This is a genomic window from Streptomyces sp. NBC_01013 (genome assembly GCF_045162765.1).
GTDB lineage: Bacteria > Actinomycetota > Actinomycetes > Streptomycetales > Streptomycetaceae > Streptomyces.
The window spans coordinates 3049445-3075721 of the sequence record NZ_CP108687.1 but is presented as its reverse complement, the minus strand read 5'-3'; the positions used below and the strand labels follow the sequence as shown (position 1 = coordinate 3075721).

24 protein-coding genes are annotated in these 26277 nt (G+C 71.1%); 15 read left to right on the top strand and 9 right to left on the bottom strand.

Annotation, left to right across the window (positions count from 1 at the left end):
- The first annotated feature begins 240 nt into the window (after positions 1–240).
- Positions 241–759 carry a hypothetical protein gene (locus OG538_RS12995; protein WP_406093200.1) on the top strand — a complete coding sequence of 173 codons (519 nt, stop codon included), beginning with the start codon at positions 241–243 and terminating at the stop codon, positions 757–759.
- A 135-nt stretch (positions 760–894) separates the two neighbouring features.
- Here OG538_RS12995 and OG538_RS12990 read toward each other — a convergent pair whose 3' ends face one another.
- The 3 genes from OG538_RS12990 to OG538_RS12980 all read right to left on the bottom strand — a co-directional run bounded on the left by OG538_RS12990 (position 895) and on the right by OG538_RS12980 (position 3687).
- The gene (locus tag OG538_RS12990) at positions 895–1314 is read right to left on the bottom strand and encodes a hypothetical protein (protein WP_406093198.1); all 420 of its coding nucleotides are present in this window, start codon (positions 1312–1314) and stop codon (positions 895–897) included.
- Positions 1315–1405: 91 nt separating this feature from the next.
- Entirely contained in the window at positions 1406–2617 is a 1212-nt protein-coding gene (locus OG538_RS12985; RefSeq protein WP_406093196.1) for a pyridoxal phosphate-dependent aminotransferase, read from the bottom strand.
- 236 nt (positions 2618–2853) lie between these two features.
- The gene (locus tag OG538_RS12980) at positions 2854–3687 is read right to left on the bottom strand and encodes an arylamine N-acetyltransferase (RefSeq protein WP_406093194.1); all 834 of its coding nucleotides are present in this window, start codon (positions 3685–3687) and stop codon (positions 2854–2856) included.
- A gap of 106 nt (positions 3688–3793) precedes the next feature.
- On the opposite strand from OG538_RS12980, the gene OG538_RS12975 reads away from it, so the two are divergent.
- On the top strand, positions 3794–4135 hold the full coding sequence (locus tag OG538_RS12975) for a hypothetical protein (protein WP_406093192.1): 342 nt from the start codon (positions 3794–3796) through the stop codon (positions 4133–4135).
- A 53-nt stretch (positions 4136–4188) separates the two neighbouring features.
- Here the strand turns inward: OG538_RS12975 and OG538_RS12970 are convergent, their stop codons facing one another.
- Complete coding sequence (locus tag OG538_RS12970; RefSeq protein ID WP_406093190.1) at positions 4189–4401, bottom strand: DUF4287 domain-containing protein; 213 nt, start codon at positions 4399–4401, stop codon at positions 4189–4191.
- Positions 4402–4487: 86 nt separating this feature from the next.
- Here OG538_RS12970 and OG538_RS12965 point away from each other — a divergent pair, with 86 nt between their 5' ends.
- The 6 genes from OG538_RS12965 to OG538_RS12940 all read left to right on the top strand — a co-directional run bounded on the left by OG538_RS12965 (position 4488) and on the right by OG538_RS12940 (position 10126).
- Complete coding sequence (locus tag OG538_RS12965) at positions 4488–5162, top strand: methyltransferase domain-containing protein (protein ID WP_406093188.1); 675 nt, start codon at positions 4488–4490, stop codon at positions 5160–5162.
- A gap of 129 nt (positions 5163–5291) precedes the next feature.
- Positions 5292–6158: a helix-turn-helix domain-containing protein gene (locus tag OG538_RS12960; protein ID WP_406093186.1), complete on the top strand. Its 867-nt coding sequence runs from the start codon at positions 5292–5294 to the stop codon at positions 6156–6158.
- A gap of 290 nt (positions 6159–6448) precedes the next feature.
- Positions 6449–7285, top strand: a complete 837-nt coding sequence (locus OG538_RS12955; RefSeq protein WP_406093184.1) for a CPBP family intramembrane glutamic endopeptidase — start codon at positions 6449–6451, stop codon at positions 7283–7285.
- Positions 7282–8436, top strand: a complete 1155-nt coding sequence (locus OG538_RS12950) for a sensor histidine kinase (RefSeq protein ID WP_406093182.1) — start codon at positions 7282–7284, stop codon at positions 8434–8436. Before OG538_RS12955 ends, OG538_RS12950 begins: the two co-directional genes overlap by 4 nt.
- Positions 8433–9092 carry a response regulator gene (locus OG538_RS12945; RefSeq protein ID WP_406093180.1) on the top strand — a complete coding sequence of 220 codons (660 nt, stop codon included), beginning with the start codon at positions 8433–8435 and terminating at the stop codon, positions 9090–9092. The genes OG538_RS12950 and OG538_RS12945 overlap by 4 nt, the downstream gene beginning before the upstream one ends.
- Before the next feature lie 116 nt (positions 9093–9208).
- Positions 9209–10126, top strand: coding sequence for a serine protease (locus OG538_RS12940; RefSeq protein WP_406093178.1), 918 nt, complete (start codon positions 9209–9211; stop codon positions 10124–10126).
- A gap of 46 nt (positions 10127–10172) precedes the next feature.
- Here the strand turns inward: OG538_RS12940 and OG538_RS12935 are convergent, their stop codons facing one another.
- The 3 genes from OG538_RS12935 to OG538_RS12925 all read right to left on the bottom strand — a co-directional run bounded on the left by OG538_RS12935 (position 10173) and on the right by OG538_RS12925 (position 14096).
- Complete coding sequence (locus tag OG538_RS12935; RefSeq protein ID WP_406093176.1) at positions 10173–10985, bottom strand: DUF1206 domain-containing protein; 813 nt, start codon at positions 10983–10985, stop codon at positions 10173–10175.
- A gap of 112 nt (positions 10986–11097) precedes the next feature.
- Positions 11098–12717: an amidohydrolase family protein gene (locus OG538_RS12930; protein WP_406093174.1), complete on the bottom strand. Its 1620-nt coding sequence runs from the start codon at positions 12715–12717 to the stop codon at positions 11098–11100.
- A gap of 65 nt (positions 12718–12782) precedes the next feature.
- Positions 12783–14096, bottom strand: coding sequence for an alanine racemase (locus tag OG538_RS12925; RefSeq protein ID WP_406093172.1), 1314 nt, complete (start codon positions 14094–14096; stop codon positions 12783–12785).
- A gap of 154 nt (positions 14097–14250) precedes the next feature.
- On the opposite strand from OG538_RS12925, the gene OG538_RS12920 reads away from it, so the two are divergent.
- The 4 genes from OG538_RS12920 (at position 14251) to OG538_RS12905 (ending at position 18118) form a co-directional block, all read left to right on the top strand.
- Positions 14251–15336 (top strand): sugar kinase, encoded by a 1086-nt coding sequence (locus OG538_RS12920; RefSeq protein WP_406093170.1) that lies wholly within the window; start codon positions 14251–14253, stop codon positions 15334–15336.
- Positions 15333–16091 (top strand): IclR family transcriptional regulator, encoded by a 759-nt coding sequence (locus OG538_RS12915; protein ID WP_406093168.1) that lies wholly within the window; start codon positions 15333–15335, stop codon positions 16089–16091. The genes OG538_RS12920 and OG538_RS12915 overlap by 4 nt, the downstream gene beginning before the upstream one ends.
- Before the next feature lie 6 nt (positions 16092–16097).
- Complete coding sequence (locus OG538_RS12910; protein WP_406093166.1) at positions 16098–16517, top strand: RidA family protein; 420 nt, start codon at positions 16098–16100, stop codon at positions 16515–16517.
- A gap of 125 nt (positions 16518–16642) precedes the next feature.
- Positions 16643–18118 (top strand): GntP family permease, encoded by a 1476-nt coding sequence (locus OG538_RS12905; RefSeq protein ID WP_406093164.1) that lies wholly within the window; start codon positions 16643–16645, stop codon positions 18116–18118.
- A 19-nt stretch (positions 18119–18137) separates the two neighbouring features.
- Here the strand turns inward: OG538_RS12905 and OG538_RS12900 are convergent, their stop codons facing one another.
- A complete protein-coding gene (locus OG538_RS12900) occupies positions 18138–20435 on the bottom strand; it encodes a serine/threonine-protein kinase (RefSeq protein ID WP_406093162.1) in 2298 nt (765 codons plus the stop codon).
- A gap of 213 nt (positions 20436–20648) precedes the next feature.
- Positions 20649–22379 carry a chitinase gene (locus tag OG538_RS12895; protein WP_406093160.1) on the bottom strand — a complete coding sequence of 577 codons (1731 nt, stop codon included), beginning with the start codon at positions 22377–22379 and terminating at the stop codon, positions 20649–20651.
- A 710-nt stretch (positions 22380–23089) separates the two neighbouring features.
- On the opposite strand from OG538_RS12895, the gene OG538_RS12890 reads away from it, so the two are divergent.
- The 3 genes from OG538_RS12890 (at position 23090) to OG538_RS12880 (ending at position 26103) form a co-directional block, all read left to right on the top strand.
- Positions 23090–23926, top strand: a complete 837-nt coding sequence (locus tag OG538_RS12890; protein WP_406093158.1) for a hypothetical protein — start codon at positions 23090–23092, stop codon at positions 23924–23926.
- 211 nt (positions 23927–24137) lie between these two features.
- Positions 24138–24848, top strand: coding sequence for a Flp pilus assembly protein CpaB (cpaB, locus tag OG538_RS12885; protein ID WP_406093156.1), 711 nt, complete (start codon positions 24138–24140; stop codon positions 24846–24848).
- A 7-nt stretch (positions 24849–24855) separates the two neighbouring features.
- Positions 24856–26103, top strand: coding sequence for a CpaE family protein (locus tag OG538_RS12880; RefSeq protein WP_406093154.1), 1248 nt, complete (start codon positions 24856–24858; stop codon positions 26101–26103).
- Positions 26104–26277 lie beyond the last annotated feature (174 nt).

Genomic DNA, 26277 nt, shown 5'->3' with positions numbered 1-26277 from the left:
GGCTCCCGACATCCGCCCTGACCTGTGGGGTCACACGCCTGCCGCGGTAGGGACGTGCACGAACACGCCCCTGGCCCCCGGAACCGACAGCGGTTGCGGGGGCCGCTCCCTTTTGCCGGGGTGGCCCGGGCCCCGGCCTGCGCTGTTCGTGCCCGGGCCGTGACCGGCCCGAGCTGTTGGCGGGGTGTGCCCCGGCCTATGTTGGACCTGGCCGCGCCGGGGGGCGCGGGGGCTGGGGGCGTGACGTTGTCCGGCATACCGCCCTATCCGGATCAGCTCACCGGGATGCCACCCCGGGGCAGGCGGGCACCGCGCTGGTGGGTGGTCCTGATCGTGGTGATCGCCTCGTTGGCGGCGCTGTCCCCGGTCGCCCTCGTGGTGGGCTTCTTCTACGTCTCGGGCCAGAACCACGAGAACATGCGCTTCCCGTCCTGGGACGTCGCGGTCGCCTCGTGCCGACGGGACGCGGTGACCGGCGGCCCGGTGGCCGAGGTGCGGGTGACGAGCCGGGCGAAGCGGCCCGGGACCTACACGGTGCACCTCTCGTTCCGGGACCCGCGGGGCAAGGGCGGGGACGAGGACAGGAGCGAGCCGGCCGGCAGGCGCACCGTGGTCTTCAAGGACCTGGCGGTGGGCGCGACCGTGAGCAGGGAGATCGCCGGACCGGTCCCGGTGCGAGGCCGGCCGCGGTGCGTGGTCGCCGACGTGACGTTCCTGTCGACCGAGTGGGCGGAGGCGTCCGCGAAGAACACGCCATGAAGGGGCTGCCCGTCGCGCCCGGGGCGGCGTCGGCCGCAGCGTGACGACGCTCCCTGGCCGGGGCGGCGCAGTGGGCCACGCCATGAAGGGGTGGCACCCGGTCCACGAGCCTCGACGGCCCGTGGACCGAGGCCGTCAGAGGGCGCCGACCAGGCGCGACGGGGCCGCGGCCGGGTCGGCGGTCGCGGCGGCCGAGACCGCCGCGGTGTGGGCGTCCATACGCTCGGCCGAGAGGATCGCGACCACGGTGTCGGCGCGGGACGCCGCCACCACCAGGGCCCGGCCCGCGAGGGCGTGGGCGCGGCGGTGGAGGGTGGTGGCGGGTGCGTCACTCAGACCGGCATGCCGGGCCGGCGGTGCGCCGCGCAGCCGGGCGACCTGCTCGGCGATGCGGTCGCCCGCCGTGCCGAGGCCCAGCTCGTCGGTGACCGCGAGCAGGGCGGCCAGGTGTCCGGCCAGCTGGATGTCCAGCTCCTCCTCGCGGGTGCGGTGCGGGAAGTCGCCTGCGTGGTCGGCCGGTGTGTGGACCGATTTGGTGCGGATCGGTTCGTACATGGATGGCCTCCTGGTGATGCTGTGGGAACCATCCTAGCTTGGATTCAGTCTAAAGTTGTCTGTCATCGAGACAGAGGGTGGCGGTGACGCCCTACACCTGTCCGTATCCGTCCAGGAAGCGGGCGATCCGGCCGATCGCGTCGGTCAGATCCTTGGTCGACGGCAGGGTCACGACCCGGAAGTGGTCGGGATCCGGCCAGTTGAACCCCGTCCCCTGCACCACCATGATCTTCTCGGCCCGCAACAGGTCGAGGACCATCTGCCGGTCGTCCTTGATCTTGTAGACCTTGGGGTCGAGCCGGGGGAACAGATACAGCGCCCCCTTCGGCTTCACGCAGGTCACGCCCGGGATCTGCGTCAGCAGGTCGTACGCCACGTCCCGCTGCTCCAGGATCCGGCCGCCCGGCAGTACCAGGTCGTTGATCGACTGGCGGCCGCCGAGCGCGGTGGCCACGGCGTGCTGCGAGGGCATGTTGGCGCACAGCCGCATGTTGGCCAGGATCGTCAGCCCCTCGATGTACGAGGAGGCGTGCGCCTTCGGCCCGCAGACCGCCATCCAGCCCGAGCGGTACCCGGCCACCCGGTAGTTCTTCGAGAGCCCGTTGAACGTGAGCACCATCAGATCGGGGGCGATGGTCGCGGTCGGCGTGTGCGTCGCGCCGTCGTACAGGATCCGGTCGTAGATCTCGTCGGAGCAGACCACCAGGTTGTGGCGGCGGGCGATCTCCGTCAGCCCGCGCAGCATCTCGTCGTCGTACACCGCACCCGTCGGATTGTTCGGGTTGATGATGACGAGGGCCTTCGTGCGGTCGGTGATCTTCCGCTCGATGTCGGCGAGGTCCGGCATCCAGTCCGACTGCTCGTCGCACCGGTAGTGCACGGCCGTGCCCCCGGCGAGCGAGACCGACGCCGTCCACAGCGGATAGTCGGGTGCCGGTACGAGCACCTCGTCGCCGTCGTCGAGCAGTGCCTGCATCGACATCTGGATCAGCTCGGAGACCCCGTTGCCCAGGTAGACGTCCTCGACGTCGAGGTCGATCCCCTTGGTCTGGTAGTGCTGCATCACCGCGCGGCGTGCGGAAAGCAGCCCCTTCGCGTCGCCGTACCCGTGCGCCCCGGAGAGGTTGCGCAGGATGTCTTCGAGGATCTCGGGCGGGCACTCGAAACCGAACGCGGCAGGGTTGCCGGTGTTCAGCTTGAGGATGCGATGACCTGCTGCTTCCAGCCGCATCGCCTCTTCGAGCACGGGGCCCCGGATTTCGTAACAGACGTTGGCGAGCTTCGTGGACTGGATGACCTGCATGTCTGCGAGCTTACGACTGTGTTTCCCGGGTCGCCCGGGCTTTCCGCACCCATTGACCCACCCGGGTCCGTCCGGCCGCCGCCCCGGCTTCCATCACCATGCGCCCACGCCCCCGGACCCTCGGAACCCGGGGCGCGGGCCGGGCCGGGGCTTGGAATCGGGTGGGACGGGGACGTGACGGACCGGACCGGGTGACATGTGCCACGGCGCGCCGCGAGCTGCTGACGCCGCCCCCGTCACTCGGGCAGCCGGGCACCCTCCGGCAGCCGGATCCCGAACGTGTCCGCGAGGACGCGCGCCGTCTCCGCGCTGTCCGCCAGCTCCCGCTCCTCCCGGGTGCCGTCGGCGGCCGTCACCACGAGCGTGCGGCCGGTGAGCGACAGGTGGGTGCCCTCGGTGGTGCGCTGGACGTACAACCGGTGCGCGAAGGGTGAGCGCGGGTTGGTCGCGATGTGCCAGTTGATGACCTCGAAGTCGGGCGCCTCGAACGGCTCCACCGTGAAGGCGTACTGCGCCTGCCACTCCCCGTCGCCCGCCCGGGCCTGCAACTGCCACAGCTCCAGCGGCCCGTCGTGCGACGGACGGACGAGCCGGTGGCGGCGCGGGGCGTCGTGCAGCTCCGTGCCCGCGGCCAGGGCGATCGGCTCCAGCAGCGAGCCACCGGCCCCGAAGCCGACATCAGCGAGATACGGGTCAGGCTCGCCCTCCACCCGGACCAGCATCAGCATGTGGGTACGGGGCCGGATGTCACCGGGGGCCGCGCCCAGCTGGACCCGGGCGGCCAGCAGCGTGACCTCGAAGCCGAGCGCCCGCAGCGCGGCGGCGAACAGGGTGTTGTGCTCGTAGCAGTAGCCGCCGCGCCCGCCGTGGACGAGCTTCGCCTCCAGGTCGGACAGGGCGAGCGAGGGCACGGTGCCGAGGACGGGGTCCAGGTTCTCGAACGGGATGCCCAGCGCATGCGCACGGTGCACGGAGCGCAGCACGGCGGCGGTGCCACGGCGCTCCCCGCTCCAGCCGATCCGGGCGAGATAGGCGTCGAGGTCGAGGGCCTGAGCGGCTTCGCGAGTCATGCCCCGACAGTAATCACGGCCGGCCGACGGGCACCGCCGGGGGCGTCAACCTCTGAAGTACCTCAACCCGGGTGAGGACGGGCGCCCGGCGGGGGACGCTGTCTGCATGATCGGAAACGGGAAGAAGGACCTGGCCGTCATCTTGATCCGCGACGCGGAGGGCGTCACCGCCGCGCTCCGGCAGGCGCTGGAGCAGGCAAGCGACGAGGAGCGCCCCGGTCTGGAGCGCGCTCTCGCACTGGCCCTCGCCGAGGCCGGTGTACCGGACGCGGAGCTGCGCGGCCGGTGGGCGGGGTGCCGGATCAGAGCGGCCGGGCACGCGGGCCCGCTCGACTCCGTGCCGGCGGTCAAGGCGCTGCGCACCGCCGAGCCGGGGCTGAGCCTGCGGCAGGCGGTGCAGTTGTCGCGGGACGCGGCGGCGGCCGGCACGGTGGCGGACGCCGGCTGAGTGCAGGGCGGCCTCGCGGAGCCGCCCTGCCCGGTGGCCGTACGTACGACCCGCTACGCGGTCCTGTCCTCGGTGAGGGTGTGGGCGACCAGCGCGTTGGCGTGACCGTGCCCCATCGCATGCTCGGACTTGAGCCAGCCCACGATCTCCATGTGCTTGGTCAGCGGCGAGGCGCGGATGAGCTCCTTCCATTCCGCGACCGGACGGCCGTACTTCTGCTCGATCGACGGGAAATAGCCGGCGGGGCCCTTCGCAGCATCAGTCATGCCGGAAGTCTGACAGCCGGGTCCGACATCGAAGCCCGCCGGAACTCGCACGACGGGGCAGCCACCCCTGTCGTAGGGTCCCGGCCATGGACTGGCAGGCGTGGCACGACGCGTACGACTCTCCTGATTCATGGCTGACACGGCGCCTGCGCGCCGTCCAGGACCGGATCCAGGACGCCCTCGACGCGGCGCCGCCCGGCCCCCTGCGGGTGGTCAGCGTGTGCGCGGGTCAGGGCCGCGACCTCGTCGAGGTGCTGGCGCACCATCCCCGGCGTGACGACGTCCGGGCCCGGCTGGTGGAGCTGGACCACGAGAACGCCGCCTTCGCTCGGGAGTCGGCCCACAGGGCGGGCCTGGGCCAGGTGGATGTGGTGACGGGCGACGCCTCGCTCACGGACCACTACCTCGACCTGGCTCCGGCCGATCTCGTCCTGGTCTGCGGTGTGTTCGGCAATATCGTCGACGCCGACATCGAGCGCACCGTCGACGTCTGCACCCGGTTGTGCCGGACCGGCGGCACGGTCGTCTGGACGCGCAACCGCCACGCACCCGACCGGGTGCCACTGGTCTGCGACTGGTTCGAGGAGCGCGGCTTCGAGCGGATGTGGCTGTCCGACCCGGATGCGGGCTTCGGTGTCGGCGCCCACCGCTTCACGGGTGAGCCGGATGAACTGACCTCCGCTCAGCGGATGTTCGACTTCATCGGCTACGACGTACTCAAGGCGGCGGGGGAGGGCGGCCGGGGGGCGGGGTCCCGCTGACGCACCCGGCCGGACCGGGGCTTCGGCGCCCCGCCCCGCTGACGCACCCGACCGGACCGGGCACAGGATGTCGGGTGGGGCAGGGTGGTCCTTTCCTAGCGTGGTGGACGTACAGGGAAGGAGGCCCGGGTGCTGGAGCGGCTGAACGAGGCCATGGACCACATCGAGCTGCGTCTCGACGACCGCATCGAGGTCGCCGAGCTGGCCAGGATCGCGATGACCTCGGAGTACCACCTGCGGCGGATGTTCTCCGCGCTGTCCGGTATCCCGCTGTCGGAGTACATCCGGCGCAGGCGGCTCACCGTCGCGGGTGCCGAGGTGCTGGCCGGGGAGCGGACGCTGCTGGATATCGCGGTGCGCTACGGCTACGCGTCGGGCGAGGCGTTCGCCCGTGCGTTCCGTGCCATGCACGGCGTCGGGCCGGGTGAGGCCAGGCGTACCGGGGCAGCTCTGCGGTCCCAGCCCCGGATGTCCTTCCGCCTCGTCGTCGAAGGGACCAGCAGCATGCGATACCGGATCGTGGAGAAGGAGAAGTTCTGTGTGGTGGGGAGGAAGGCGCGCGTTCCGCTGGTGCACGAGGGGGTGAACCCGGCCATCGCCACGTTCATCCGGAGCATCGACAAGGAGACCGTGGAGCGCATCAGGAGCCTGTCCGACCAGGAGCCGGAGGGGATCGTCCAGGTGAGCGACGACCTCGCCGCCGGCCGGGCGGAGGGCACCGAACTGGACTACTACCACGGGGTGGTGAGCTCGGCGCCCGTCCCCGAGGACATGGACGCGCTCCCCGTGGCGGCCGGCACCTGGGCCGTCTTCGACAGCTCGGGTGCCTTCCCCCAGGCGCTCCAGTTCCTGTGGCGGGACGTGTTCACCGAGTGGTTCCCCTCCAACCCGTACCGGAGTCGGCCGGGCCCGGAGATCCTGCGCACCCGGCTCTCGCCCGACGGGGCGCGGGCGGACGCGCAACTGTGGATCCCGGTGGAGCGGACCGACGCCTGACGGGCCCGTGAGGCCGGAGCCTCGGCCGGACAGCCCGTGGGCCGAGTGGCTGTGACGGTCTGCGGCCGAACGCCCCGTGTCCGAGGGGCCTGTGACGGGCTGCGGCCCAAGGACCTGTGACCGCACGGCCTGCGGCCCATGACTCCCCCCACGAGTCAGGGGCCGCGGGCTGTCCCCCGAGCGAGCTACGAGCAGGTGTCCTCTGCGCGGTGACGACTGCGGTCCGCCGGATCCGTAGCGTCGGAGCGAAGCCGCGGCGCACCGTCCGCGGGTCCTTCTGAGGAGATCTCATGAGAGTGGTCTGGCAACTCGCCGTCGTCGCCGCGGTCGCGATGATCGGTGGTCAGTGCGTCGCCGTGGTGGACGGTCATCCGTGGCTCACGCTGGTTCTCGGCCTACTGACCGCGGTGCTCGCCGTGCCGGCCTACCGGTGGGTGGTGGGACGGACCGAGCGCCGTCCGGTCGCCGAGCTGTCCGGGGAAGGCGCGCGGGCGGGCCTGGGCCGCGGGGTGCTGATCGGCGTCGCCCTGTTCGCCGTCGTCATCGCGAACATCGCCCTGCTCGGCGACTACGAGGTCGACGGCCTGGGATCGGTCTCCGGAGCGGTGGGGCTGATCGGCTTCATGGCCGCCGCCGCGGTCACGGAGGAACTGCTGTTCCGCGGTGTGCTGTTCCGGCTCATCGAGGAGCGCGGCGGCACCTGGATCGCGCTGGCGCTGACGGGCGTGCTGTTCGGTCTTGCGCACCTGTTCAACCCGGACGCCAACCTGTGGGGTGCCCTCGCCATCGCGATCGAGGCCGGTGGCATGCTCGCCGCCGCGTACGCGGCCACCCGCACGTTGTGGCTGCCCATCGGTCTGCACTTCGGCTGGAACTTCGCCGCATCCGGCATCTTCAGCACCGAGGTGTCGGGCAACGACACCCAGCAGGGAATACTGGACTCCGCGACCTCGGGCTCGCAGCTGATCACCGGCGGTGACTTCGGACCCGAAGCCAGCGTGTACTCGGTGGCGTTCGGCATGGTGCTGACCGTGGTGTTCATGTGGCTGGCCCACCGGCGCGGCCATGTGGTCCCCCGCCGCCGGCGCGCCGAGGCTGTCGAGGTCACCACTACAGTTCCCCGGTGACCAGTCCTCCGAGCCCTACCGAGCAGTGGCGTCGGCTCGACGTCGCCCTGCGCGACCTTCCGCTCGGGCTGTTCCTCCTCGTGGCGTCGCTCCTTCCGGCGCTCCACAGCCGCGGGACGCAGCTCGGGGGGATGCCCGCCCATTCCTTCGACGCGCCGGCCGTCGTGGTCGTCGCCCTCGAATGTCTCCCGCTGACCGTGCGCCGACGGTGGCCGGTCGTCTGTGTCGCCCTGGTCTCGCTCGGCTTCGCCGCGGACCAACTCCGCGGCTACCACCTGGTCGCCGGTGCCGCGCTGCCCATCGCGCTGCTGAGCGCGGGCTCCCACCTGGAACGGCACCGGCGGGCCGTCGTGCTCCTGCTGTCCGCGGCGTACGTGCCCCTCGCGCTCGTGCTCCTCCGGTTCGGAACCGGCGAACCGCCCTTCGACTTCGTGACGTTCTATCTGGTGCTGGCCTTCGCCTGGGGCGCAGGGGCGTGGCTGCGCTCCAACCGCGCGGCGGAGGCCGAGCGCCGCAGCCGCGTCGCCGAGGAAACGCGCGCCGCCGAACGCACCCGCATCGCCCGGGAACTGCACGATGTCGTGACCCACCACGTCACGGCGATGGTCGTGCAGGCCGAGGCGGCCCGCTATCTGACCGCCGCGCCCGAACGCCTCGACCAGACCCTGACCACGGTCACCGACACCGGCCGGCGGGCCATCACCGACCTGCGGCACCTGCTCGACCTCCTCAACCCCGATCACGGAGCCGAGGCCAGAGAGCCGACCGTCGGCAAGCTGCTCACTCTGGTGGAGCGGACCCGCAGAGCCGGGCAGACTGTGGAGTTCACCGAGGAGGGCACTCCGGCGGAGTCGACCGGCAGCGCCGACCTCGTCGCCTACCGGGTCGTGCAGGAAGCGCTGACGAACGCGCTCAAATACGCTCAGGGGAGCCGCACTTCGGTTCAGGTGCAGCACAGTGAGAGGGAGATCGCCGTGGAGGTCAGCACCGACGGTTCGGGCTCGCGGGCCAAGGTCCCGGGCGGGAGCGGGCGGGGGCTCGCGGGTCTGCGCGAACGGGTCGACGTCCTGGGCGGCGAGTTCAGCGCCGGCCGCCGGACGGACGGAGGCTTCGTCGTACGGGCCCGCATACCCACGGGGAGCTCCGCGTGAGCGCGCCGATCCGGGTCCTGGTCTGCGACGACCAGATTCTGGTCCGCACCGGTCTGGCCACCATCATCGACGCCCAGCCCGACCTCGAGGTGGCGGGTGAGTGCGGGGACGGGCGGACGGCGGTCGAGCTGGCCGGGCGACTGCGCCCGGACGTCGTGGTGATGGACATCCGGATGCCGGTGCTGGACGGCATCGAGGCGACCCGGCTGCTCGCCGGTGCCGGGGTGCCGCATCCCGCCAAGGTGCTCGTGGTGACCACGTTCAACCTCGACGAGTACGTCTACGAGGCGCTGCGCGCCGGGGCGAGCGGCTTCCTGCTGAAGGACGCGCCGCCGGCCCACCTGTTGCACGGGATCCGGACCGTGGAGTCGGGAGCCGCCCTGCTGGATCCGGAGGTGACACGCCGGCTCGTGGGCCGGTACGCAGCCCGGATCCGGCCCACCGGGGAGACCGCGCCCGACATCCCGCTGACCCCGCGTGAGCTGGAGGTCCTGCGGCTCATCGCGGACGGCTTCTCCAACAGTGAGATCGCCGTCACCCTTCTGATCAGCCCGGAGACCGTCAAGACCTTCGTGTCACGCATCCTCGCCAAACTCGGACTCCGTGACCGCGTCCAGGCAGTCGTCTACGCCTACCGCCAGGGACTGGTGACCTGAATTCGTCCCTTGTGGCGGCTCCCTTCGATGCGCAACCATGCGCATGTCAAGACCGGAAGAACTTCGGTCGCAGAGGCTTCTCACGCTCTGCACAGGTCACTTGAGGGGACCCCCACATGAAAAAGCCTCTCGTCGGTGCGATCTTCGCGGTGCTGCTCCTCGGAGCGGGCACCGCACCCGCGGCAGCGGCCACGAGCCACGACGCGACAGCACCCAGCACGATCAAGGCCGCCGCAGCCGCGGCTGCGGCAGACGCGGCGTCATCCGGCCACACGGCCCTCCAGCCGAAGGTCAGGGCCAAGGCCATTGGCTTCGCCGGGACCGTGGCGCTCAGCAACTGTTCGGGATCGGTCGTCCGTGCGCCCGGCTCCCAGCCGGGCGACCCCGCGCTGGTGCTCTCCAACGGGCACTGCATGGAGACCGGCTTCCCCGGTCCGGGCGAGGTCGTCTTCAACCGGTCGTCCACCCGCAGCTTCACCCTGCTGAACGCCTCGGGCAGCGGGGTCGGCACCGTGCGGGCGAGCAAGATCGCGTACGGCACGATGACGGACACCGACATATCGGTGTACCAACTCACCTCCACGTACGCCCAGATCGAGAGCAAGTACGGCATCAAGGCGCTGGAGCTCAACACCGCGCACCCTGTGCAGGGCACCGCGATCACGGTCGTGTCCGGGTACTGGAAGCGCACGTACAGCTGCAACGTCGACGGGTTCGTCTACCGCCTCAAGGAGGGCGAGTGGACCTGGAAGGACTCGGTCCGCTACACCTCGGCCTGCCAGACCATCGGCGGGACGTCCGGCTCGCCGGTGATCGACAACGCCACCGGCAAGGTCGTCGCCGTCAACAACACCGGTAACGAGGACGGCCAGAAGTGCACGGACAACAACCCGTGCGAGGTCGACCAGAACGGGCAGGTGACGGTCCGCAAGGGCATCAACTACGCCCAGGAGACCTACGGCATCGTGCCGTGCATCGGCACCGGGAACGTCTTCGACCTCAGCCGTGAAGGGTGCGCACTGCCCAAGCCGTGACGGTCGGGCGGGGCGGGGCGGGACACCGTCCCGCCCCTGCCTCCGGTCAGATCCTGCGGTACCGGGCGTTCGCGCAGGAGAAGAGGCCGAAGGCCGCCAGCCCGACGGCGATCAGGGCCAGCAGCCAGGGACCGGCCGGTGTCGTGCTGAACGACCTGAGGGTGTCGTCCATCCCCTTGGCCTCGCCCGAGCGGGCCTTGACCGCCGCGGCCACGGCGAAACCGCCCGCCACCGCGAAGACGACTCCGCGGGAGATACCCCCGAACACCCCCGTGACGTCCACCGCGCGTCGCACGGCGGGCGACATCTCGCCCATACGCAGGTGCTTGTGGAACTTCCGCAGGGCTGCGCGGCCGGCGATCCAGAGGCCCGCACCGGCGATGACGGCGCCGACGGCCCCGACCAGCCAGCGGCCGCCCGGCATGTCGAGCGCCTGCGCCGTGATGTCCTTCGACTGGGCGTCGCCGGAACCGCTGCCGCTGCCCCGGTCACCCGCGGCGAACAGCAGGACCGAATACGACACGAAGGCGTAGAACACCGCACGGCCCGCCGACGCCAGACGCTTGGTCGCCTTGCGCCCGTCCGGGCCCGCGGCCCCGAACGCCGCCTCGGACAGCCGCCACAGGGCCATACCCGCCAGGGCGATTCCCAGGACCCACAACAGCACCGACCCGAAGGGCTTCTGCGCGATCTCCGCGAGCGCGCCGCCCCGGTCGGCCTGCTGCCCGCCGTCGCTGAACGCGATGCGCAGTGCGAGGATGCCGACCAGGAAATAGATCACCCCTCGGGCCACGAAACCCGCTCGGCCGCCCGCCTCGACGGCCGAACTGTTTCCCGCACGTCTCGCCTTTCCGTGCATGTCCTTTCCATTACCTCTTCGCGCTGTCGCAGAAATATTCATTTCACCCGGTTGCCCGTGAAGAAGCGCGAGAAACGCCGCATACGACGGTCCGCCCACGCCGCCCCCGGCGCTACCGCCACGCCGTGGACCGCACCGACCGGCCGGCCAGCACCTGCGTCCGCTGCCCGTCCTCGATGACGAAACGGCCGTCGATCAGCACATGCGGGATGCCGGTCGGAAGCGTGCGCGGCTCGTCGAACGTCGAGCCCGCTGCCACCGTCGACGGGTCGAAGAGGACCAGGTCGGCGCGGTAGCCCTCGCGCACGTACCCGCGGTCGGGCAGTCGCAGACGGGCCGCCGGGCGCGAGGTGAGGTGGGCGACGCACTCCTCCAGGGAGAGGATGCCCAGGTCCCTCGCGTACCGACCGAGATACTGCGGGAACGTGCCGTACGCCCGGGGGTGCGGCTTGTCGCCCTGGAGGATGCCGTCGCTGCCGCCCGTGTGGACGCGGTGCCGCATGATCTGCCGGACGTTCTCCTCGTGGCCCACGTGCTGGAGGATCGTCGTCCCCAGCCGGTCGTCCAGGAGCAGCCGCCGCGCGGTCACCCAGGGCTCCTCGCCGCGCAGCCGCGCCGACTCGGCGACCGTACGGCCGACGTGCGCGGTGAGGGCCGGGGCGCTCACGCCGGAGATCTCGATGGTGTCCCACTCGATCGGCACACCGTGACAGCCGTCCGACCCCACGACCTCCAGGTCATGACGGATCCGCGCCGCCGTCGCGTCGTCGGCCAGCCGCGCCAGGGCCGCCTCCGGCCCGCCCTCGCTCGCCCAGCTGGGCAGCATGGCGACCAGGGTCGTGCAGCCGGGGGTGTACGGGTAGGTGTCGAGCGAGATGTCGGCGCCCGCGTCGAGCGCGTCGTCGAGGAGTTCGAGCAGCTCCGGCGCGCGGCCCTCGTTCACACCGAAGTTCATGGTGGCGTGCGCGAGGTGGAGGGCGCAGCCCGCGGAGCGGGTGAGCCGCACCATCTCCTCGTACGCCTCCAGAGCGCCGGCGCCGTACGAGCGGTGGTGCGGACAGTAGTAGCCGCCGTGCTCGGCCACCACCCGGCACAGGGCGGTGAGTTCGGCGTCGTCCGCGTACATGCCCGGGGTGTAGGTGAGTCCGGAGGACATGCCGACGGCGCCCTCGGCCATGGACCGGGCGACGAGTTGCTTCATCCGGGTCAGTTCGGCATCGGTGGCGGGGCGGTCGTCCCAGCCGACCGTGTACATGCGGACGGTGCCCTGCGGGATCAGATAGGCGGCGTTCACGGCGATGCCCCGGCCGCCGAAGTTGCGGTCGAGCCGGTCGAGGTACTCGCCGACGGTGCGCCAGTCGAAGTCGATGTCGCTCCCGTCGCCGTTCCACCCCGTGATGGAGCGGCGGACCTCGGCGAGAGTGCGGTCGTCGGCCGGGGCGTAGGAGAGGCCGTCCTGGCCGAGCACTTCGAGGGTGACGCCCTGGGCCGCCTTCGCGCTGTGGTCGGGGTCGCGCAGCAGCGCGAGGTCGCTGTGGGCGTGCATGTCGACGAAGCCGGGGGAGAGGGCGAGGCCGGCGGCGTCGAGGGTGCGGGCGGCGGTGGGGCGGGGGCCGGCGGAGCCCTCGCGGTGGATCTCCGCGATGCGGCCGTCGACGAGGGCCACGTCGGCGCGGTAGGAGGGGGTGGCGGTGCCGTCGATGACACGGGCGTCGCGGATGACCAGGTCCATGGGGGGTGCCTTTCGGGGGCCGGGGCCGGGGGCCCGGCCACGGGCCCCCGGAGCGCCGGCGCGGATCAGAAGAACGTGCGGATGTAGTCCGTGACCGTGCCGTCCGCCTCCACCAGCGGGATCAGCTGCCACTTGTCGAAGCTCGTGCAGGGGTGCGACAGGCCCAGCCCCACCCAGTCCCCGACCTCCAGCTCGGCGCCCTCGTCCGTCCGTACCCACGCGTGCTGGTCCGACAGGCCGGTGATCCCGATCCCCGTCGCCGCCCGCACCGAGCCGTCGCGCGCGGACCGCACGACCTGCGCCTGGGGCAGGTCGAGGTCGTAGGCGGCGTCCCGCTTGCCCGCGTTCAGGAAGGCCTGCTCGCCCGTCGGACGCGACACGACCTGGGCCCAGAGCCGGAAAGCGGGCTGCAGCGCGCCCTCCTCGGGGACCCGGTTGAAGGGGGTGAGGTGGCGGTAGTGCCCGTCGTCGTGCGAGACGTACGCCCCGGAGCGGAGCAATTTGAGTACGGGCGAGGAGAGTTCGGGGATCTCCGCGAAGACGTCCGCGACGGCGTCGAACCACGCGCTGCCACCCGCGCTGATCACGATCGGTTCACCGGCGTCCAGGGCGGCGAACCGACCCGCCGCGTCGAACTCCTCAGCCAGTGCGACGAGCCGGCGCAGCCAGTCCCGTACCCGTTCGCCCGTCGCGTCCGGCACCTCGCCCTCGTAACCGGCCACACCCGCCAGGCGCAGCGTCCCGGCCGCGGCCACCGCGTCGGCGACGGCGGCGCAGTCGGCCTCGGTACGGGCACCGGTGCGGGCGCCCTCACCCGCACCGAGCTCCACGACGACGTCCACCGGGCGCGAGGCGCCCGCCGCGCGCAGGGCCTCGTCCATCAGCTCGACGCCGCGCACCGAGTCGACGTAACAGACGAAGTGGAACTCCGGGTCGGCGTCGAGCTCGCCCGCGAGCCAGGCCAGCGCGACCGCGTCGACGAGCTCGTTGGCGAGGAAGATCCGCTGGACACCGAACTCCCGGTAGACCCGCGCCTGGTGGGGCACCGCCGCCGTGATGCCCCACGCGCCGTGCTCCAGCTGGCGGGCGAACAGCTGCGGCGCCATCGAGGTCTTGCCGTGCGGTGCGAAGGCGAGGCCATGGCGCCGCGCGTACGTCTCCAGCAGGACGAGGTTGTGCTCGACGGACTCGGCCGACAGGGCGAGGACCGGCGTGGTGAACCCGCCGGTGAAGAGGTTGCGCCGCTCGGCTGCCAGGTCGCCGACGGTCAGGCCGGCCGCGTCGGGCGGCAGCGCCTTGAAGCGGTGGTCGACCCGCTCGTCGGCGAGTCCGGCAACGGGGCGTTCGGCGGCCATGGAGGTCTCCTCGATCGAAGTCATGGGGGCGCTCAGGGGTCAGGCGGTGTCTTACCGCGCTGGCGTTGCAACATGTGCAACACCCATTGCGTATATCGCTCAGGGCTGTCTAACATCCGAGCCGACGCCCGGTCAATGGTGAGACCCGGCGCCACCCGCCCGATCCCGAGGAGCCCGCGTGTCCGGAACCCCGGCCAGGACCGATGCCGATACGGCCGCCGATGTCGTGTGCCTCGGCGAGTCCATGGTGACGTTCCTGCCCTCGCGGCCCGGGCGCCTCGCCGACGTACCGTCCTTCGGCCGCGGCATCGGCGGTGCCGAGTCCAACGTGGCCTGCGCCCTCGCCGCGGCCGGCCACCGCACCGCCTGGGTGAGCCGGGTCGGCGCGGACGGCTTCGGCGACCACCTCGTCGACGCGATCTCCGCGTACGGGGTCGACACCTCCGCGGTCCAGCGCGATCCCGCCCGGCCCACGGGCATCTACTTCCGCACCGCGACGGACCGTGGCACCGATGTCCACGAGGTGGCGTACTACCGGGCCGGATCGGCCGCCTCCGCGATGTCCCCCTCGAACGTCCCGTACGACGCGCTGTTCGCCGGCCGGGTCCTGCACCTGTCCGGCATCACGGCGGCGCTCTCCGCCGACTGCCTGGCACTGCTGCACGAGCTGACGGCGCCGCGTCCCGGCCGCCCGCTCGTCTCGTTCGACGTCAACCACCGGCCCGGGCTGTGGCGCGACGCCGACGCGTCCCCCGGCGTCCTGCTGGACCTGGCCCGCCGCGCCGACCTCGTCTTCGTCGGCGAGGACGAGGCGGAGGAAGCGTGGGGGGTGCGGGGCGCCGCCGCGATCCGCGAGGCGATGCCGGAGCCCGCGGTGGTGGTCGTGAAGCGGGGGTCCGAGGGGGCGACGGTCTTCGCCCACCCCACCCCGCCCCGTCCAGGACCCGGCTCCGCGACCGCCGTGGCGGCCGAAGCGGTCACCGACGTCCCCGCCCTCCACGTCGACGTGGTCGCCCCCGTCGGCGCCGGTGACGCATTCGCCGCCGGGTTCCTCTCCGCCACCCTGCGCGGGCTGCCCGTCCGCGACAGCGCCCGGCACGGACACCTGATGGCCGCCGCCGTCCTCACCGTGCCCGGCGACCTGACCGCCCCGCCCGCCCGGAACCTGGCCGACCGCCTCGCCGCCCTCGACGACGCCGACTGGGGGAGACTGCGTCTCGGCCCCGGGTGGACGGGGGACGACACGGAGGTACGTACGACATGAGTCAGACCGTCGACCGGGCGCTGAGCATCCTGCCGCTGCTCGCCCAGGGTCCCGCCGACCTCGGACAGGTCGCCGAGCGGCTCGGCGTCCACAAGTCCACGGCCCTGCGCCTGCTCCGTACGCTCCACGAGCACGGGCTCGTCTACCGCCAGCAGGACCAGCGCTACCGCCTCGGCGCACGACTCTTCGCGCTGGCCCAGGAGGCCGTCGAGAACCTCGACGTACGGGAAATCGCCCACGCGCACCTCGTCGAGCTCAACGCCAACTGCGGGCACACCGTCCACCTCGCCGTGTACGAGGAGAACGAGGTCCTCTACATCGACAAGGTCGAGAGCCGCTACCCGGTCCGGATGTACTCCCGCATCGGCAAGCCCGTCGCGATCACCGTCGCCGCCGTGGCCAAACTCCTGCTCGCCGACCTCGGCGAAGCCGAGCGGCGCGCCATCGCGGAGAAGCTCGACTACCCCATGTACACGTCCCGTTCGACCCCCGGCCCCGGCGCCTTCCTCAAGGAACTCGCCACCGTGCGCGAACAGGGATGGGCCACCGACCTCGGCGGCCACGAGGAGTCCATCAACTGCGTCGGCGCCCCCATTCGCGGCGCCGACGGGCGCGTCGTCGCCGCGATGTCGGTCTCCGCACCGAACGTGGTCGTCACGGCCGAGGAACTCCTCACCCTGCTCCCCCTGGTCCGGCGCACCGCCGACACCATCAGCCGGGAGTACTCCGGCACCAACCGACCCAAGAGAGCCTGATCAGCGATGACCGACAAGACCGTGAAGACCCCCCTCACGCCGAGCACCCACACCACCCCGCCCGCGAAGTTCTCGCACGGGGTGCGGAAGGGGAACATCCTCCAGGTCGCCGGCCAGGTCGGCTTCCTGCCCGCGGTGGAGGGCCAGGCCCCGACGCCCGCCGGTCCCACCCTGCGTGAGCAGACCCTCCAGACCTTCGCCAACGTCAAGGCGATCCTGGAGGAGGGCGGCGCGAGCTGGGACGACGTGATGATGATGCGCGTCTACCTCACGGACGTGGACCACTTCGCCGAGATGAACGAGATCTACAACACCTACTTCGGCGAGCAGAACCTCAAGGAGGCCCCCGCCGCCCGCACGACGGTCTACGTCGGCCTGCCCAAGGGCCTGCTCATCGAGATCGACGCCCTCGCGGTGCTGGGCTGAGCCTGATCCCCTTGCCGCACCCGCTCCACCGCACCACCACGCCGTACGGCACGGCGCCCCGCCCCACGCGGGCGCCGTGCCGCGGTCCGCCCTGCCCGAATACCATGGAAAACAACGGAGTTGCCATGCTGCTCGCCGCAAGCCCCCCGCCGGTCGAGACGCCACCCCACACCGGTGGACTCCTCCTCCTCATAGACGGGACGGCCGGTCTGCTGACCGTCGCCGTCCTCGGCATCGCGCTCCTCCTCTTCCTGATCATCAAGGTCAGGCTGCAGCCGTTCGTCGCGCTGCTCGCCGTCTCCATAGCCGTCGGCCTGGGCGCGGGACTCTCCGTCACCGAGCTGTTCGGCACGGTGCAGAAGTCCGCGGCCGTCTCCGTCATCGAGTCCGGCATGGGCGGCATCCTCGGCCATGTCGCGATCATCATCGGCCTCGGTACGATGCTCGGCGCGATCCTCGAAGTCTCCGGCGGCGCAGAGGTGTTGAGCGCCCGCCTGCTGAACCTCTTCGGTGAGAAGCGCGCCCCGCTCGCCATGGGCCTGACGGGTCTGATCTTCGGCATCCCGGTCTTCTTCGACGTCGGCATCTTCGTCCTCGCACCGATCGTGTACGCCGCCGCCAAGCGCTCCGGCAAGTCGATCCTGCTCTACGCGATGCCGCTCCTCGCGGGCCTGTCCATGACCCACGCGTTCCTCCCGCCGCACCCCGGCCCGGTCGCCGCCGCAGGCCTCTTCCACGTCTCGCTCGGCTGGGTCATCCTGATGGGCGCCGTCGTCGGCATCCCGTCCGTCCTGGCCGCCTGGGGCTACGCCGCCTGGATCGGCAAGCGGATCTTCGTCGACGTGCCGCAGGACATGGTCGAGGCCGCCGAGGAGGCCAAGGCCGCGGTCGTCGCCGAGCAGCGGGCCGCCGGGGTCACCCCGCACGAGGCACCGGTGGCGCTCTCCACCGTCCTCGCGATCATCGGCACCCCGCTGGTACTGATCCTCGCCGCGACGTTCTCCTCGATCGCGCTCGACCCCTCGACGCTCCGCTCCGTCATCGAGTTCTTCGGCAACCCGTTCGTCGCCCTGACGATCGCGCTGCTGCTCGCGTACTACCTGCTCGGCATCCGGCGCGGCTGGTCCCGCAAGTCCCTCGAATCCGTGTCGACCTCATCCCTGAAGCCGGTCGGCAACATCCTGCTCGTCGTCGGTGCGGGCGGCATCTTCGGCGCCGTACTCAAGAGCAGCGGCATCGCGGACGCGCTCGCCGACACGTTCAACGACGTCGGCCTGCCCGTCATCCTGCTCGCCTGGCTCATCTCCGCGGTCCTGCGCATCGCCCAGGGCTCCGCGACGGTCGCCATCGTCACCACCGCAGGCATCGTGGTCCCGCTCGTCGAGGACCAGGACTTCTCGCAGCCCCACCTGGCCCTGATCATCATGGCGATCTCGGCCGGCTCGATCATCGCCTCGCACGTCAACGACGGCGGCTTCTGGATGGTGTCGAAGTACTTCGGCATCTCGGAGCGCGACACCCTGAAGTCCTGGACGGTCCTGGAGACGGTCCTGTCGGTCGCGGGGTTCGTGGTGGCGGCGCTGCTCAGCCTGGTGATCTGAGGGCTGTCCCGCCGCCGTGTCAGGCCGCCGACGCGCAGATGATGCTCCGGCCCTGGTTCACCGGCCAGTACCAGAACCGCTCACCATGCCCGGACGGACAGGTCCAGTTCTGGCCCGCCGCGGGAGCCCGGTAGAACCCGGTGATCCGCAGGATCGACTGACCGGCCACGGGCACGGTCGAGGCGTTGCAGCGCCAGACCACCGTCAGATCCGCGCTGGTGGCCCCCGTGACGTCTGCGGGGAAGCACTGGCCCACCTGGAACACCCGGTCGAGACAGAGCGTCCTGTCGACCCCGTCGTCACCGGACCTGCTCCACCAGGTGAAGCCCGCTCCGGTGTCGCAGGAACCGGAGCCTCCCGAGAGGGTGCTGACGCGATTGACGTGCATGTACGCGTTCGAGGCACCGCAGCTCACCCGGACCGGGCGGTCGGCGCTCATGTCGTTGTGCCCGTCGTTGTACACGTTGAGGCAGTCACCGGCGCGCACCGCGGCGAACGCCCGGTCGGTGGCATCCGGGGTGGGGCTCGGGGTGGGGGTCGGGGTAGGTGTGGGCGTCGGCTCGTCCACCGACTCGTCGTCGGAGTCGTCCGCGGCACCGACGGAGGAGCCGGTGCCGCTGCCGGTGCCCGTGCCGGAGTCGTCCGTATGCGTGTCGAGTCCGCTGCCCGCCGACACGGCGCCGGAACTGCTGTCGGAGGACGAACTGCCGCCGCTGCTCGCTTCGTTACCCCCCGTCTCCCACGGCTGCCAGACCAGCAGGGCGATGACGGCGGCCACGGCGACCAGCCAGCCCAGGCCCGAGGCACCCGTACGCGGGGGCGTGGGACGCGTGGGGCCCGGGGCCGGCGGGGCGGTGCTGGGGGAGGAGGTACGCGCCTGCGCGGCACGTGCCGCCCGCCGTGCCTGCTCCCGTTCGGCGCGCCTCCTCGCCTCGCGTTCGGCCTGCTCGCGTGACGCGCGATCGGCCGCTTCCCTCGCAGCGCGCTCCCGCTCGGCCAGTTCCCGTTGGACCCGCTCCCGCTCCGCCCGCCTCTGTGCCCGCTCCCGTTCGGCGCGCTCGCTCTCCTGCGCCGCGCGCTCCCGCTCGCGCCGGGCACGCTCGGCCTCCTGGCGCCGGTCCGCCTGCCGCTCGGCCTCCAGGCGGGCCGCGTCGGCGCGCTCCCGTTCGGTGCGCTCCTGCTCGTCCTGCTCCGCGCGCTGTCGCTGCGCCAGTGCCGACAGGGCCGCCAGTTCCTGCCGCGTCCGGTCGCGCCGTGCGCGGTCGCGGGCCGCTCGGGCCCGGCGCTCCGGCGGGTAGACCAGCGTCGGAGGCGGGGGCGCCGCCACCGGCGTGCGCTGGACGAGGGTCGGGGCCACCGGGTTCGCCGTGGGAGGTCTCGTCCGGCTCGTCGGGCGGTCGTTCGCGAGTTCCAGGCCCTGCGTCGCGTAAGCACCGATCAGTGCCGTCCACCGGGGCGGCAGCCACCTGGTCCCGCTCTGGGACGCCGGCAGGCCCGCCTGGTCCCGGCGGAAGCGCGCGAGCAGCTCCGCCGGCTCGGGGCGCCGGGCCGGGTCGACGGACAGGCAGGGCCGGATCGTCGCCACGAGCTCCTTCGGCAGCCCGCCGAGGTCGAGTTCGCCGCGCTGGACGCGGGCGAGCAGCCGCAGGGTGTCACCGTCCGCGCGATAGGGCGGCCGTCCGGTGGCGAGGAGGAAGAGCGTCGCGCCCAAGGAGTAGACGTCGGACGCGGCGGTCGACTCCTCGCCGCGCGCCTGCTCGGGCGAGGTGAAGGCGATCGTGCCGAGCGTGAGCCCGGTGAGGGTGAGGTCGCTGGCGTGCGAGATGCCGAAGTCGATGACCCGGGGGCCGTCGAGCGGCAGCAGCACGTTCTGCGGCTTCACATCGCGGTGGACGATGCCCACGCCGTGCAGGGTGACCAGGGCCTCCGCGGTCCCGGCGGCGATCCACCGTACGGCCGAGGCGGGCAGCACGCCGCAGTTGCGGACGAGTTCGGACAGCGGGGGAGCCGCGATGTAGTCGATGGCCATCCACGGCCGTTCCGCGTCCGGGTCGGCCTCCCGCACCCGCGCCGTGTACGCGCTGGCGACCCGCTGCGCGAGCGACACCTCGCGTGCGAAGCGCCGCCGGTCGACGTCACTGACGGGCCCCTCCGCCAGCAGTGTCTTCACGGCGACCAGGCCCCGGCCGCCGCGCTCACCGCTGCGGGCCAGATAGATCCGCCCCATGCCGCCGGACGCGAGCCGTCCGATCAGCCGGTACGGTCCGAGCGTCGCCGGATCGTCACCGCCCAGCGCCTGAACCCGCGCCCCGGCCATGTCACTCCCCCCGTTCGCACCCTCATAGCAACGGTGCCACGAGGCTGCCCGAACAGCCATGGAATGCGGCAACTCCCGCAGAGTCTGTTGCGGGTCCGGTACAGGCCGGGGACGCCCGCCGGGCCGCGCACATGCAGCAGCGCCACCGGGGGAGCGGCGGCGCTGCTGGTCAGTGATGCGGTGCGGCGGTGCGGACCGCCCGTCGGGTGGTGGTTACGGCAGGCCGTGGACGTGCGGTGCGACCGCGTTCGACCAGGCGTTGCCCGACTTGGCGTCCCAGTTGGTCGACCAGGTCATCGCGCCGCGCACGCCGGGGTAGGTCCTCGACGGCTTGAAGGAACCGCAGCCGGTGCCCTTGGCGAGGCAGTCCAGGGCCGCGTTCACGACCGAGGGGGCCACGTAACCGCTGCCCGCACCACTGGTGGAGGCGGGGACACCGAGGCCGACCTGGGACGCGTCGAGCCCGCCCTCCAGCTGGATGCAGGCCAGCGCGGTGAGGAAGTCCACCGAGCCCTGCGAGTAGACCTTGCCGTCGCAGCCGAGCATCGAACCGCTGTTGTAGTACTGCATGTTGACGACGGTGAGGATGTCCTTGATGCCGAGCGCCGTCTTGAAGTACTCGCCCGAGGTGGACTGCATGTCGATGGTCTGCGGGGCCATCGTGATGACGAGGCCGGAGCCCGCCTTCTGCGACAGCGAGCGCAAGGCCTTCGTCATGTACGTGGAGTTGAGGCCGTTCTCCAGGTCGATGTCCACGCCGTTGAAGCCGTACTCCTGGATGAGGGAGTAGAGCGAGTTGGCGAAGTTGGTGGCGGAGGCGTCGCTGTTGACCGCGACGGAGCCCTTCTCACCGCCGACGGAGATGATGACGTTCTTGCCGGCCGCCTGCTTGGCCTTGATGTCGGCCTTGAACTGGTCGACGGTGTAGCCGTTGAGGCCCGCCGAGTCCAGGTTGAAGGTGACGGCTCCGGGCGTGGTCGTCGCGTCGGCGAAGGAGACGGCGATGATGTCGTAGTTCGCCGGTACGTCGCTGAGCTTCTGCACGGTCGCGCCGTTGTTGAAGTTCTGCCAGTAGCCGGTGACGGCGTGCTTGGGCACGGAGGTACCGGGGTTCGGGTTGCCGGTGCCGGAGGTGGCCGTGCGGCCGCCGACGGTGGCGGACTTGACGGACTCACCGGCCGCGTTGGTGGCGGTCACCGCGAACTGGTACGCCGTGTCGGCGGCCAGCCCCGTGATCGTCGCCGAGGTGCCGGTGGACGTGGTGGCCTTCGCGCCGTCCTTGTAGACGGTGTAGCCGGTCGCACCGGACACCGCGTTCCAGGACAGGGCGAGGGAGGAGGACGTGGGCGTGCCGACGGTGAGGCCGGCGGGGGCCGCGGGGATCGTCGGGGCGGGGTCGGTGCCACCGCCGCCGTCGGGTCCGCTGACCGATACGTCGTCGACGAGGTAGGCGGGCTGCCCGTACCAGCCGTGCGTGTACACGGTGACGGACGTGGTGCTGGGCCCCGTCGTGAAGCTCGTCGAGAGCTGGGTCCAGCCGCTGGCTCCGGGGGTCCAGGTCGACACGTCGGTGGTCCCGGTGCCGCTGACGCCCAGGTAGACGTACGAACCCTGGACCCAGGAGCTGAGGGCGTACGTCGAGTTGGGCTTCACGGCGACGGTCTGCGTGCACTGGGCGTTGTCCAGGCCGGCCGGGGTCGCCTTGAGGGCCGCGGTGCCGCTGTGCACGGGGGAGGAGACGGTGGCGCCGGAGCCACCGGAACAGGTCCAGTTGGCGAGGCCGGACTCGAAGCCCGCGTTCTTGGCGACGTTGACGTCGGCGGCCTGGGCGCTGCTGACGAGACCCGTGAGGGTCAGCGCGCCCGCGGCGACGACGGCCATGGCGGAGCCGAGGAGCGGGCGGCTGTGACGCCTTCTGCGGCTGGTGGCGGGGGAACGTTCCACTTGCTGCCTCCGTGGGGGAGTCGGGGATGGCGGGGGAGCGGCACGGGGATGCCGGGGTGTGGGGCAGAGCGACGCGAGGAATGCGGCACGGGGATGCCGGAGTGTCGAATCGAGGAACGGTGGCCACCGCTGGGCGCTAAAACTGGTCCAGACCAATCGAGTTGTCAAGACCTCTGGCAGTACCCCGTCGCAACTTCCCGCCACGGAAGGGGTGGTGGCCCGCCTCACGGGGGTGTCTCGTTCGCTCCTGAGGGGGAGTCGGGGGCGCCCGTCGTATGGCCCTCGCGCCGGTCGCCGCCACCGGGGCCGACGGCGCTGATCATGTGGGCCCTGGGGCCCCAATCCGGGCCCAGAGTTCACATTGGGCCCATCGGGAACCCGGCTGGCTTTCGCGTGGATGCGCTCCCACGCCTCTGACGTGCATAAAGAGAGGGGGTGATCGCGAATAGCCGTGGCAGAGAAAGGGTATTCGATTAAAAGGTATGGACTTTAACAACTAGTCACTTGGGCGGATTTGTCACGCGAACGTCCCGCGGGGGGTCCGCGAAGCCGGCCTTACTGGGCCCTGGAAGGTGTTCTCTACCTCGCATTACGTGGATAAAGTGCTGACGCAGGAGCGCCCGAGCAGGAGCACCTGGCAGGAGCGATTGCGGCCGGCGGTACGCGGCGGCCGGAGCCGAACGGGGAACAGCGTGCCGACAGCAATAGCAGTGACAAGCGCTGACCTGGTGCTGCCCCCGACCGATCAGCAGACACCCACCGCGGTGGTCCTGCGCGCGCCCGACGAGCAGTCGCTCGAGCAGGCGGTGGGTGACATGCACGTGCTCCTGGAGCAGCACGGTTACGTCATCGCGGTCTATCCCGCCAGCATCAAGCCCACCCACGAGCGGCGACTGCACGCGATCCGCGCGGTGCTGGAGAGCGACCGTATTGCGCTGCTCAAAGTGGATCTGCCCCCCTTGGGGATCGCCGTACTGGTCCGCCAATTGAGGCAGTTGTCCATCTGTGACTTCAGTGCGGGGGTCGTCGCCTCGGCGGCGAGGCTGCTCTCGCACTACATCCACGCAGGAGCCCTCCTCAACTCGGTCACCAAGCTCGACCGGGTGCCCGTCAGCATGAAGTCCCACGCGAAGTCGTGGGTGCCCGGTTCGCAGTTCGGCGTGATGGCCAACCCCAACCCCCAGCTGGTCAAGATCGGCTCGGGGGACCTCACCGGACCCGAGTTCGCCACCCACCTGCTGGTGGCGAAGGGGCAGCTGCAGTCCGACTGGGTGACGGACACGATCGTCCCGGCCTGGCAGGTGCAGACGGTGCACGAAGCCGCTTTGCCTGCTGATTCGCCCTCCTGGTGGGGCACTTCGAAGATGATCGAATTCGCCGCGTTCCTGCCCGATATCTCTCTGATTTATCAGCTGGTTTCTTCGGTTCGCAGGGAGGTCTGCACCTGGTGCGGTAATGAACTCATCGGTGACCGCTGTGGTCTGTGCTCGTCCCCACTGAAACCGCCGGAGAACCAAACCCGCGGTTCCGGTGTCCTGAGCCAATGAACGCCGACGCACCACGGGTCGTCAGCCATCGCGACGGCGATGCTCCCCCGCCGCACCCACAGCCCGGAGAACAGCGCACGACACCGTCCCGTCCCGCACGGGCGGCGCCACAGCGAGACCTGCCAGACCTGCCAGACCTGCGACGGCTCGACCCCGCTCCGCTCCTCTGCCCGCTCATCGGCCCACGTCTCCCAACGAGGTTGCTCCGCTCATGAACTCACGGCAACGCCGCGGCGTCATCCTTCTCCTCCTCTCGGTCCTCTGCGCCTTCGCTGCGTTCGCCGGCGTGCTCTCGGTGATCAGTGATGTGAACTCGAAGGTCGGCCCGGAGGTGACTGCCTATCAAGTCAAGGCGGACATAGCCCCCTACCGGCCGCTGGACCCGGGGCAGTTCGAGAAGATCTCGATGCCGAAGCGCTGGCTGTCCAAGAACGCGGTCACCGACCTCTCCGTACTGAACGGCAAGATCGCCGTCACGAGCCTCCGCAAGGGCTCCCTGCTCCAGGACGACATGCTCGTCAAGCGGCCCAAGCTGGAGAACGGCCAGCAGGAGATCGCCATCATGATCGACGCCGCGACCGGTGTCGCGGGCAAGATCCGGCCCGGCAACCTCGTCAACATCTACGCGACGTTCGCGGGCCAGACCGACAAGGACAAGCCCACCTCGCGCGTGATCGTCCCCAACGCCAAGGTCATCGACGTCGGCCAGCTGACCTCGCTCGATCCGAAGGGCGACGACCGCGGCGGCCCCACCGAGGCCGTGCCGATCACCTTCGCCCTGGACACCACCGACTCGCAGCGCGTCGCCTACGCCGAGTCGTTCGCGGAGCACGTACGGCTGGCCCTGCTGCCCGACGACAGCCCGACGACGCTCCGTCCAGGCGAGGGCAGTTACAACCTCGACGAAGACAAGAACAAGTGAGGACCGGATGAGCACACGAATCCTCCCGGCTGTCGGCGATGCCGACGCCGCCCGGTCCATCACCACCCTGCTCAGCCAGCTCCCCGACGCGGAGCCGGCCGGGCCGCTGGGCGACTCGACCACGCTGCTCGACACACTGGCCCGGCTCGCCGCCGAGTCGCTCGACGAGCTGCCCGAGGTCGTGCTGGTGCACGAGCGGATCGGTCCGGTCCCGGCCCTCGAGCTGATCCGGGAGGTGGCCCTGCGCTTTCCCGCGGTAGGGGTCGTGATGGTCACCGCCGACGCGAGCCCCGCGCTCTACTCGGCAGCCATGGACTCCGGCGCCCGCGGCCTGGTCTGCCTGCCCCTGTCCTACGAGGAACTGGCCCAGCGCGTCCAGGCAGCCGCGGGATGGTCCGTCGGAGTCCGCCGCCACCTCGGGGCGGGCGCCGAGATCTTCACCGGCCCCGGCGGCACGGTCGTCACCGTCAGCGGTGCGAAGGGCGGCGTCGGCACGACGGTCACCGCCGTGCAACTGGCCCTCGCCGCGGCGGCGTCGGGCCACACCGTCGCCATCGCGGACCTGGACCTCCAGTCCGGGGACGTGGCGTCCTACCTGGACGTGCAGTTCCGCCGGTCGATCGTGGACCTCTCCACCATCCAGGACATCTCGCCACGCGTCCTCCAGGACGCCCTGTACAGCCACGACACGGGGATCTCCCTGCTGCTGGCACCGGGCGAGGGCGAGCGGGGCGAGGACGTCAGCGACCGGGTCGTACGCCAGGCGATCAGCGCCCTGCGCCACCGCTTCGAGATCGTCATCATCGACTGCGGCACGCACATGAACTCGGCCAACGCCGCGGCCATCGAGATGGCGGACCGGACCCTGCTGGTCACCACCCCGGACGTGATCACCGTCCGCGCGGCCAAGCGCATGGTCCGGCTCTGGGACCGCCTCCAGGTCCGCAAGGCCGAGGAGACGATCACCGTGGTCAACCGCTACACCCGCAACACGGAGATCCAGCCACCCCTGATCGAGAAGATCACGGCCACGAAGGTGGCACGGGTCACGGTCCCCGCGAACTTCAAGGAGCTCCAGGCGGTGATCGACGCCGGGCGCCTCCAGGACCTGGAGGCCAAATCCACGGTCAAGCAGGCCCTGTGGGGACTGGCGGGAGATCTCGGTCTGGTGAAGAACGCCGAAGGCGCCGACAAGCAGGGCAAGTTCAAGGGCGACCGCGGTTCGTTCGGCGGCCGGCGGGGACGTACGAAGTGAGCGACCGAGCACGCAGTGACGCGACGAAGTGAGCGACCGAGCACGCAGTGACGCGACGAAGTGAGCGACCGAGCACGCAGTGACACGACCAGTGAAGCGAAGAAACCGAGGGGGACCGTTGAATTATGAATCTTCTACGAACGGGCCGGCCGCCGGCGGAACCGGGCAGCGCGA

What these genes read in the sequence shown, in the direction of transcription:
- OG538_RS12915 (WP_406093168.1), top strand. Translation starts at nt 15,333, where the DNA reads ATGAGTCAGACCGTCGACCGGGCGCTGAGCATCCTGCCGCTGCTCGCC.
- OG538_RS12905 (WP_406093164.1), top strand. Translation starts at nt 16,643, where the DNA reads ATGCTGCTCGCCGCAAGCCCCCCGCCGGTCGAGACGCCACCCCACACC.
- OG538_RS12930 (WP_406093174.1), bottom strand. Translation starts at nt 12,717, where the DNA reads ATGGACCTGGTCATCCGCGACGCCCGTGTCATCGACGGCACCGCCACC.
- OG538_RS12965 (WP_406093188.1), top strand. Translation starts at nt 4,488, where the DNA reads ATGGACTGGCAGGCGTGGCACGACGCGTACGACTCTCCTGATTCATGG.
- OG538_RS12880 (WP_406093154.1), top strand. Translation starts at nt 24,856, where the DNA reads ATGAGCACACGAATCCTCCCGGCTGTCGGCGATGCCGACGCCGCCCGG.
- OG538_RS12985 (WP_406093196.1), bottom strand. Translation starts at nt 2,617, where the DNA reads ATGCAGGTCATCCAGTCCACGAAGCTCGCCAACGTCTGTTACGAAATC.
- cpaB (WP_406093156.1), top strand. Translation starts at nt 24,138, where the DNA reads ATGAACTCACGGCAACGCCGCGGCGTCATCCTTCTCCTCCTCTCGGTC.
- OG538_RS12980 (WP_406093194.1), bottom strand. Translation starts at nt 3,687, where the DNA reads ATGACTCGCGAAGCCGCTCAGGCCCTCGACCTCGACGCCTATCTCGCC.
- OG538_RS12970 (WP_406093190.1), bottom strand. Translation starts at nt 4,401, where the DNA reads ATGACTGATGCTGCGAAGGGCCCCGCCGGCTATTTCCCGTCGATCGAG.
- OG538_RS12955 (WP_406093184.1), top strand. Translation starts at nt 6,449, where the DNA reads ATGAGAGTGGTCTGGCAACTCGCCGTCGTCGCCGCGGTCGCGATGATC.
- OG538_RS12975 (WP_406093192.1), top strand. Translation starts at nt 3,794, where the DNA reads ATGATCGGAAACGGGAAGAAGGACCTGGCCGTCATCTTGATCCGCGAC.
- OG538_RS12940 (WP_406093178.1), top strand. Translation starts at nt 9,209, where the DNA reads ATGAAAAAGCCTCTCGTCGGTGCGATCTTCGCGGTGCTGCTCCTCGGA.
- OG538_RS12935 (WP_406093176.1), bottom strand. Translation starts at nt 10,985, where the DNA reads ATGCACGGAAAGGCGAGACGTGCGGGAAACAGTTCGGCCGTCGAGGCG.
- OG538_RS12925 (WP_406093172.1), bottom strand. Translation starts at nt 14,096, where the DNA reads ATGACTTCGATCGAGGAGACCTCCATGGCCGCCGAACGCCCCGTTGCC.
- OG538_RS12990 (WP_406093198.1), bottom strand. Translation starts at nt 1,314, where the DNA reads ATGTACGAACCGATCCGCACCAAATCGGTCCACACACCGGCCGACCAC.
- OG538_RS12900 (WP_406093162.1), bottom strand. Translation starts at nt 20,435, where the DNA reads ATGGCCGGGGCGCGGGTTCAGGCGCTGGGCGGTGACGATCCGGCGACG.
- OG538_RS12910 (WP_406093166.1), top strand. Translation starts at nt 16,098, where the DNA reads ATGACCGACAAGACCGTGAAGACCCCCCTCACGCCGAGCACCCACACC.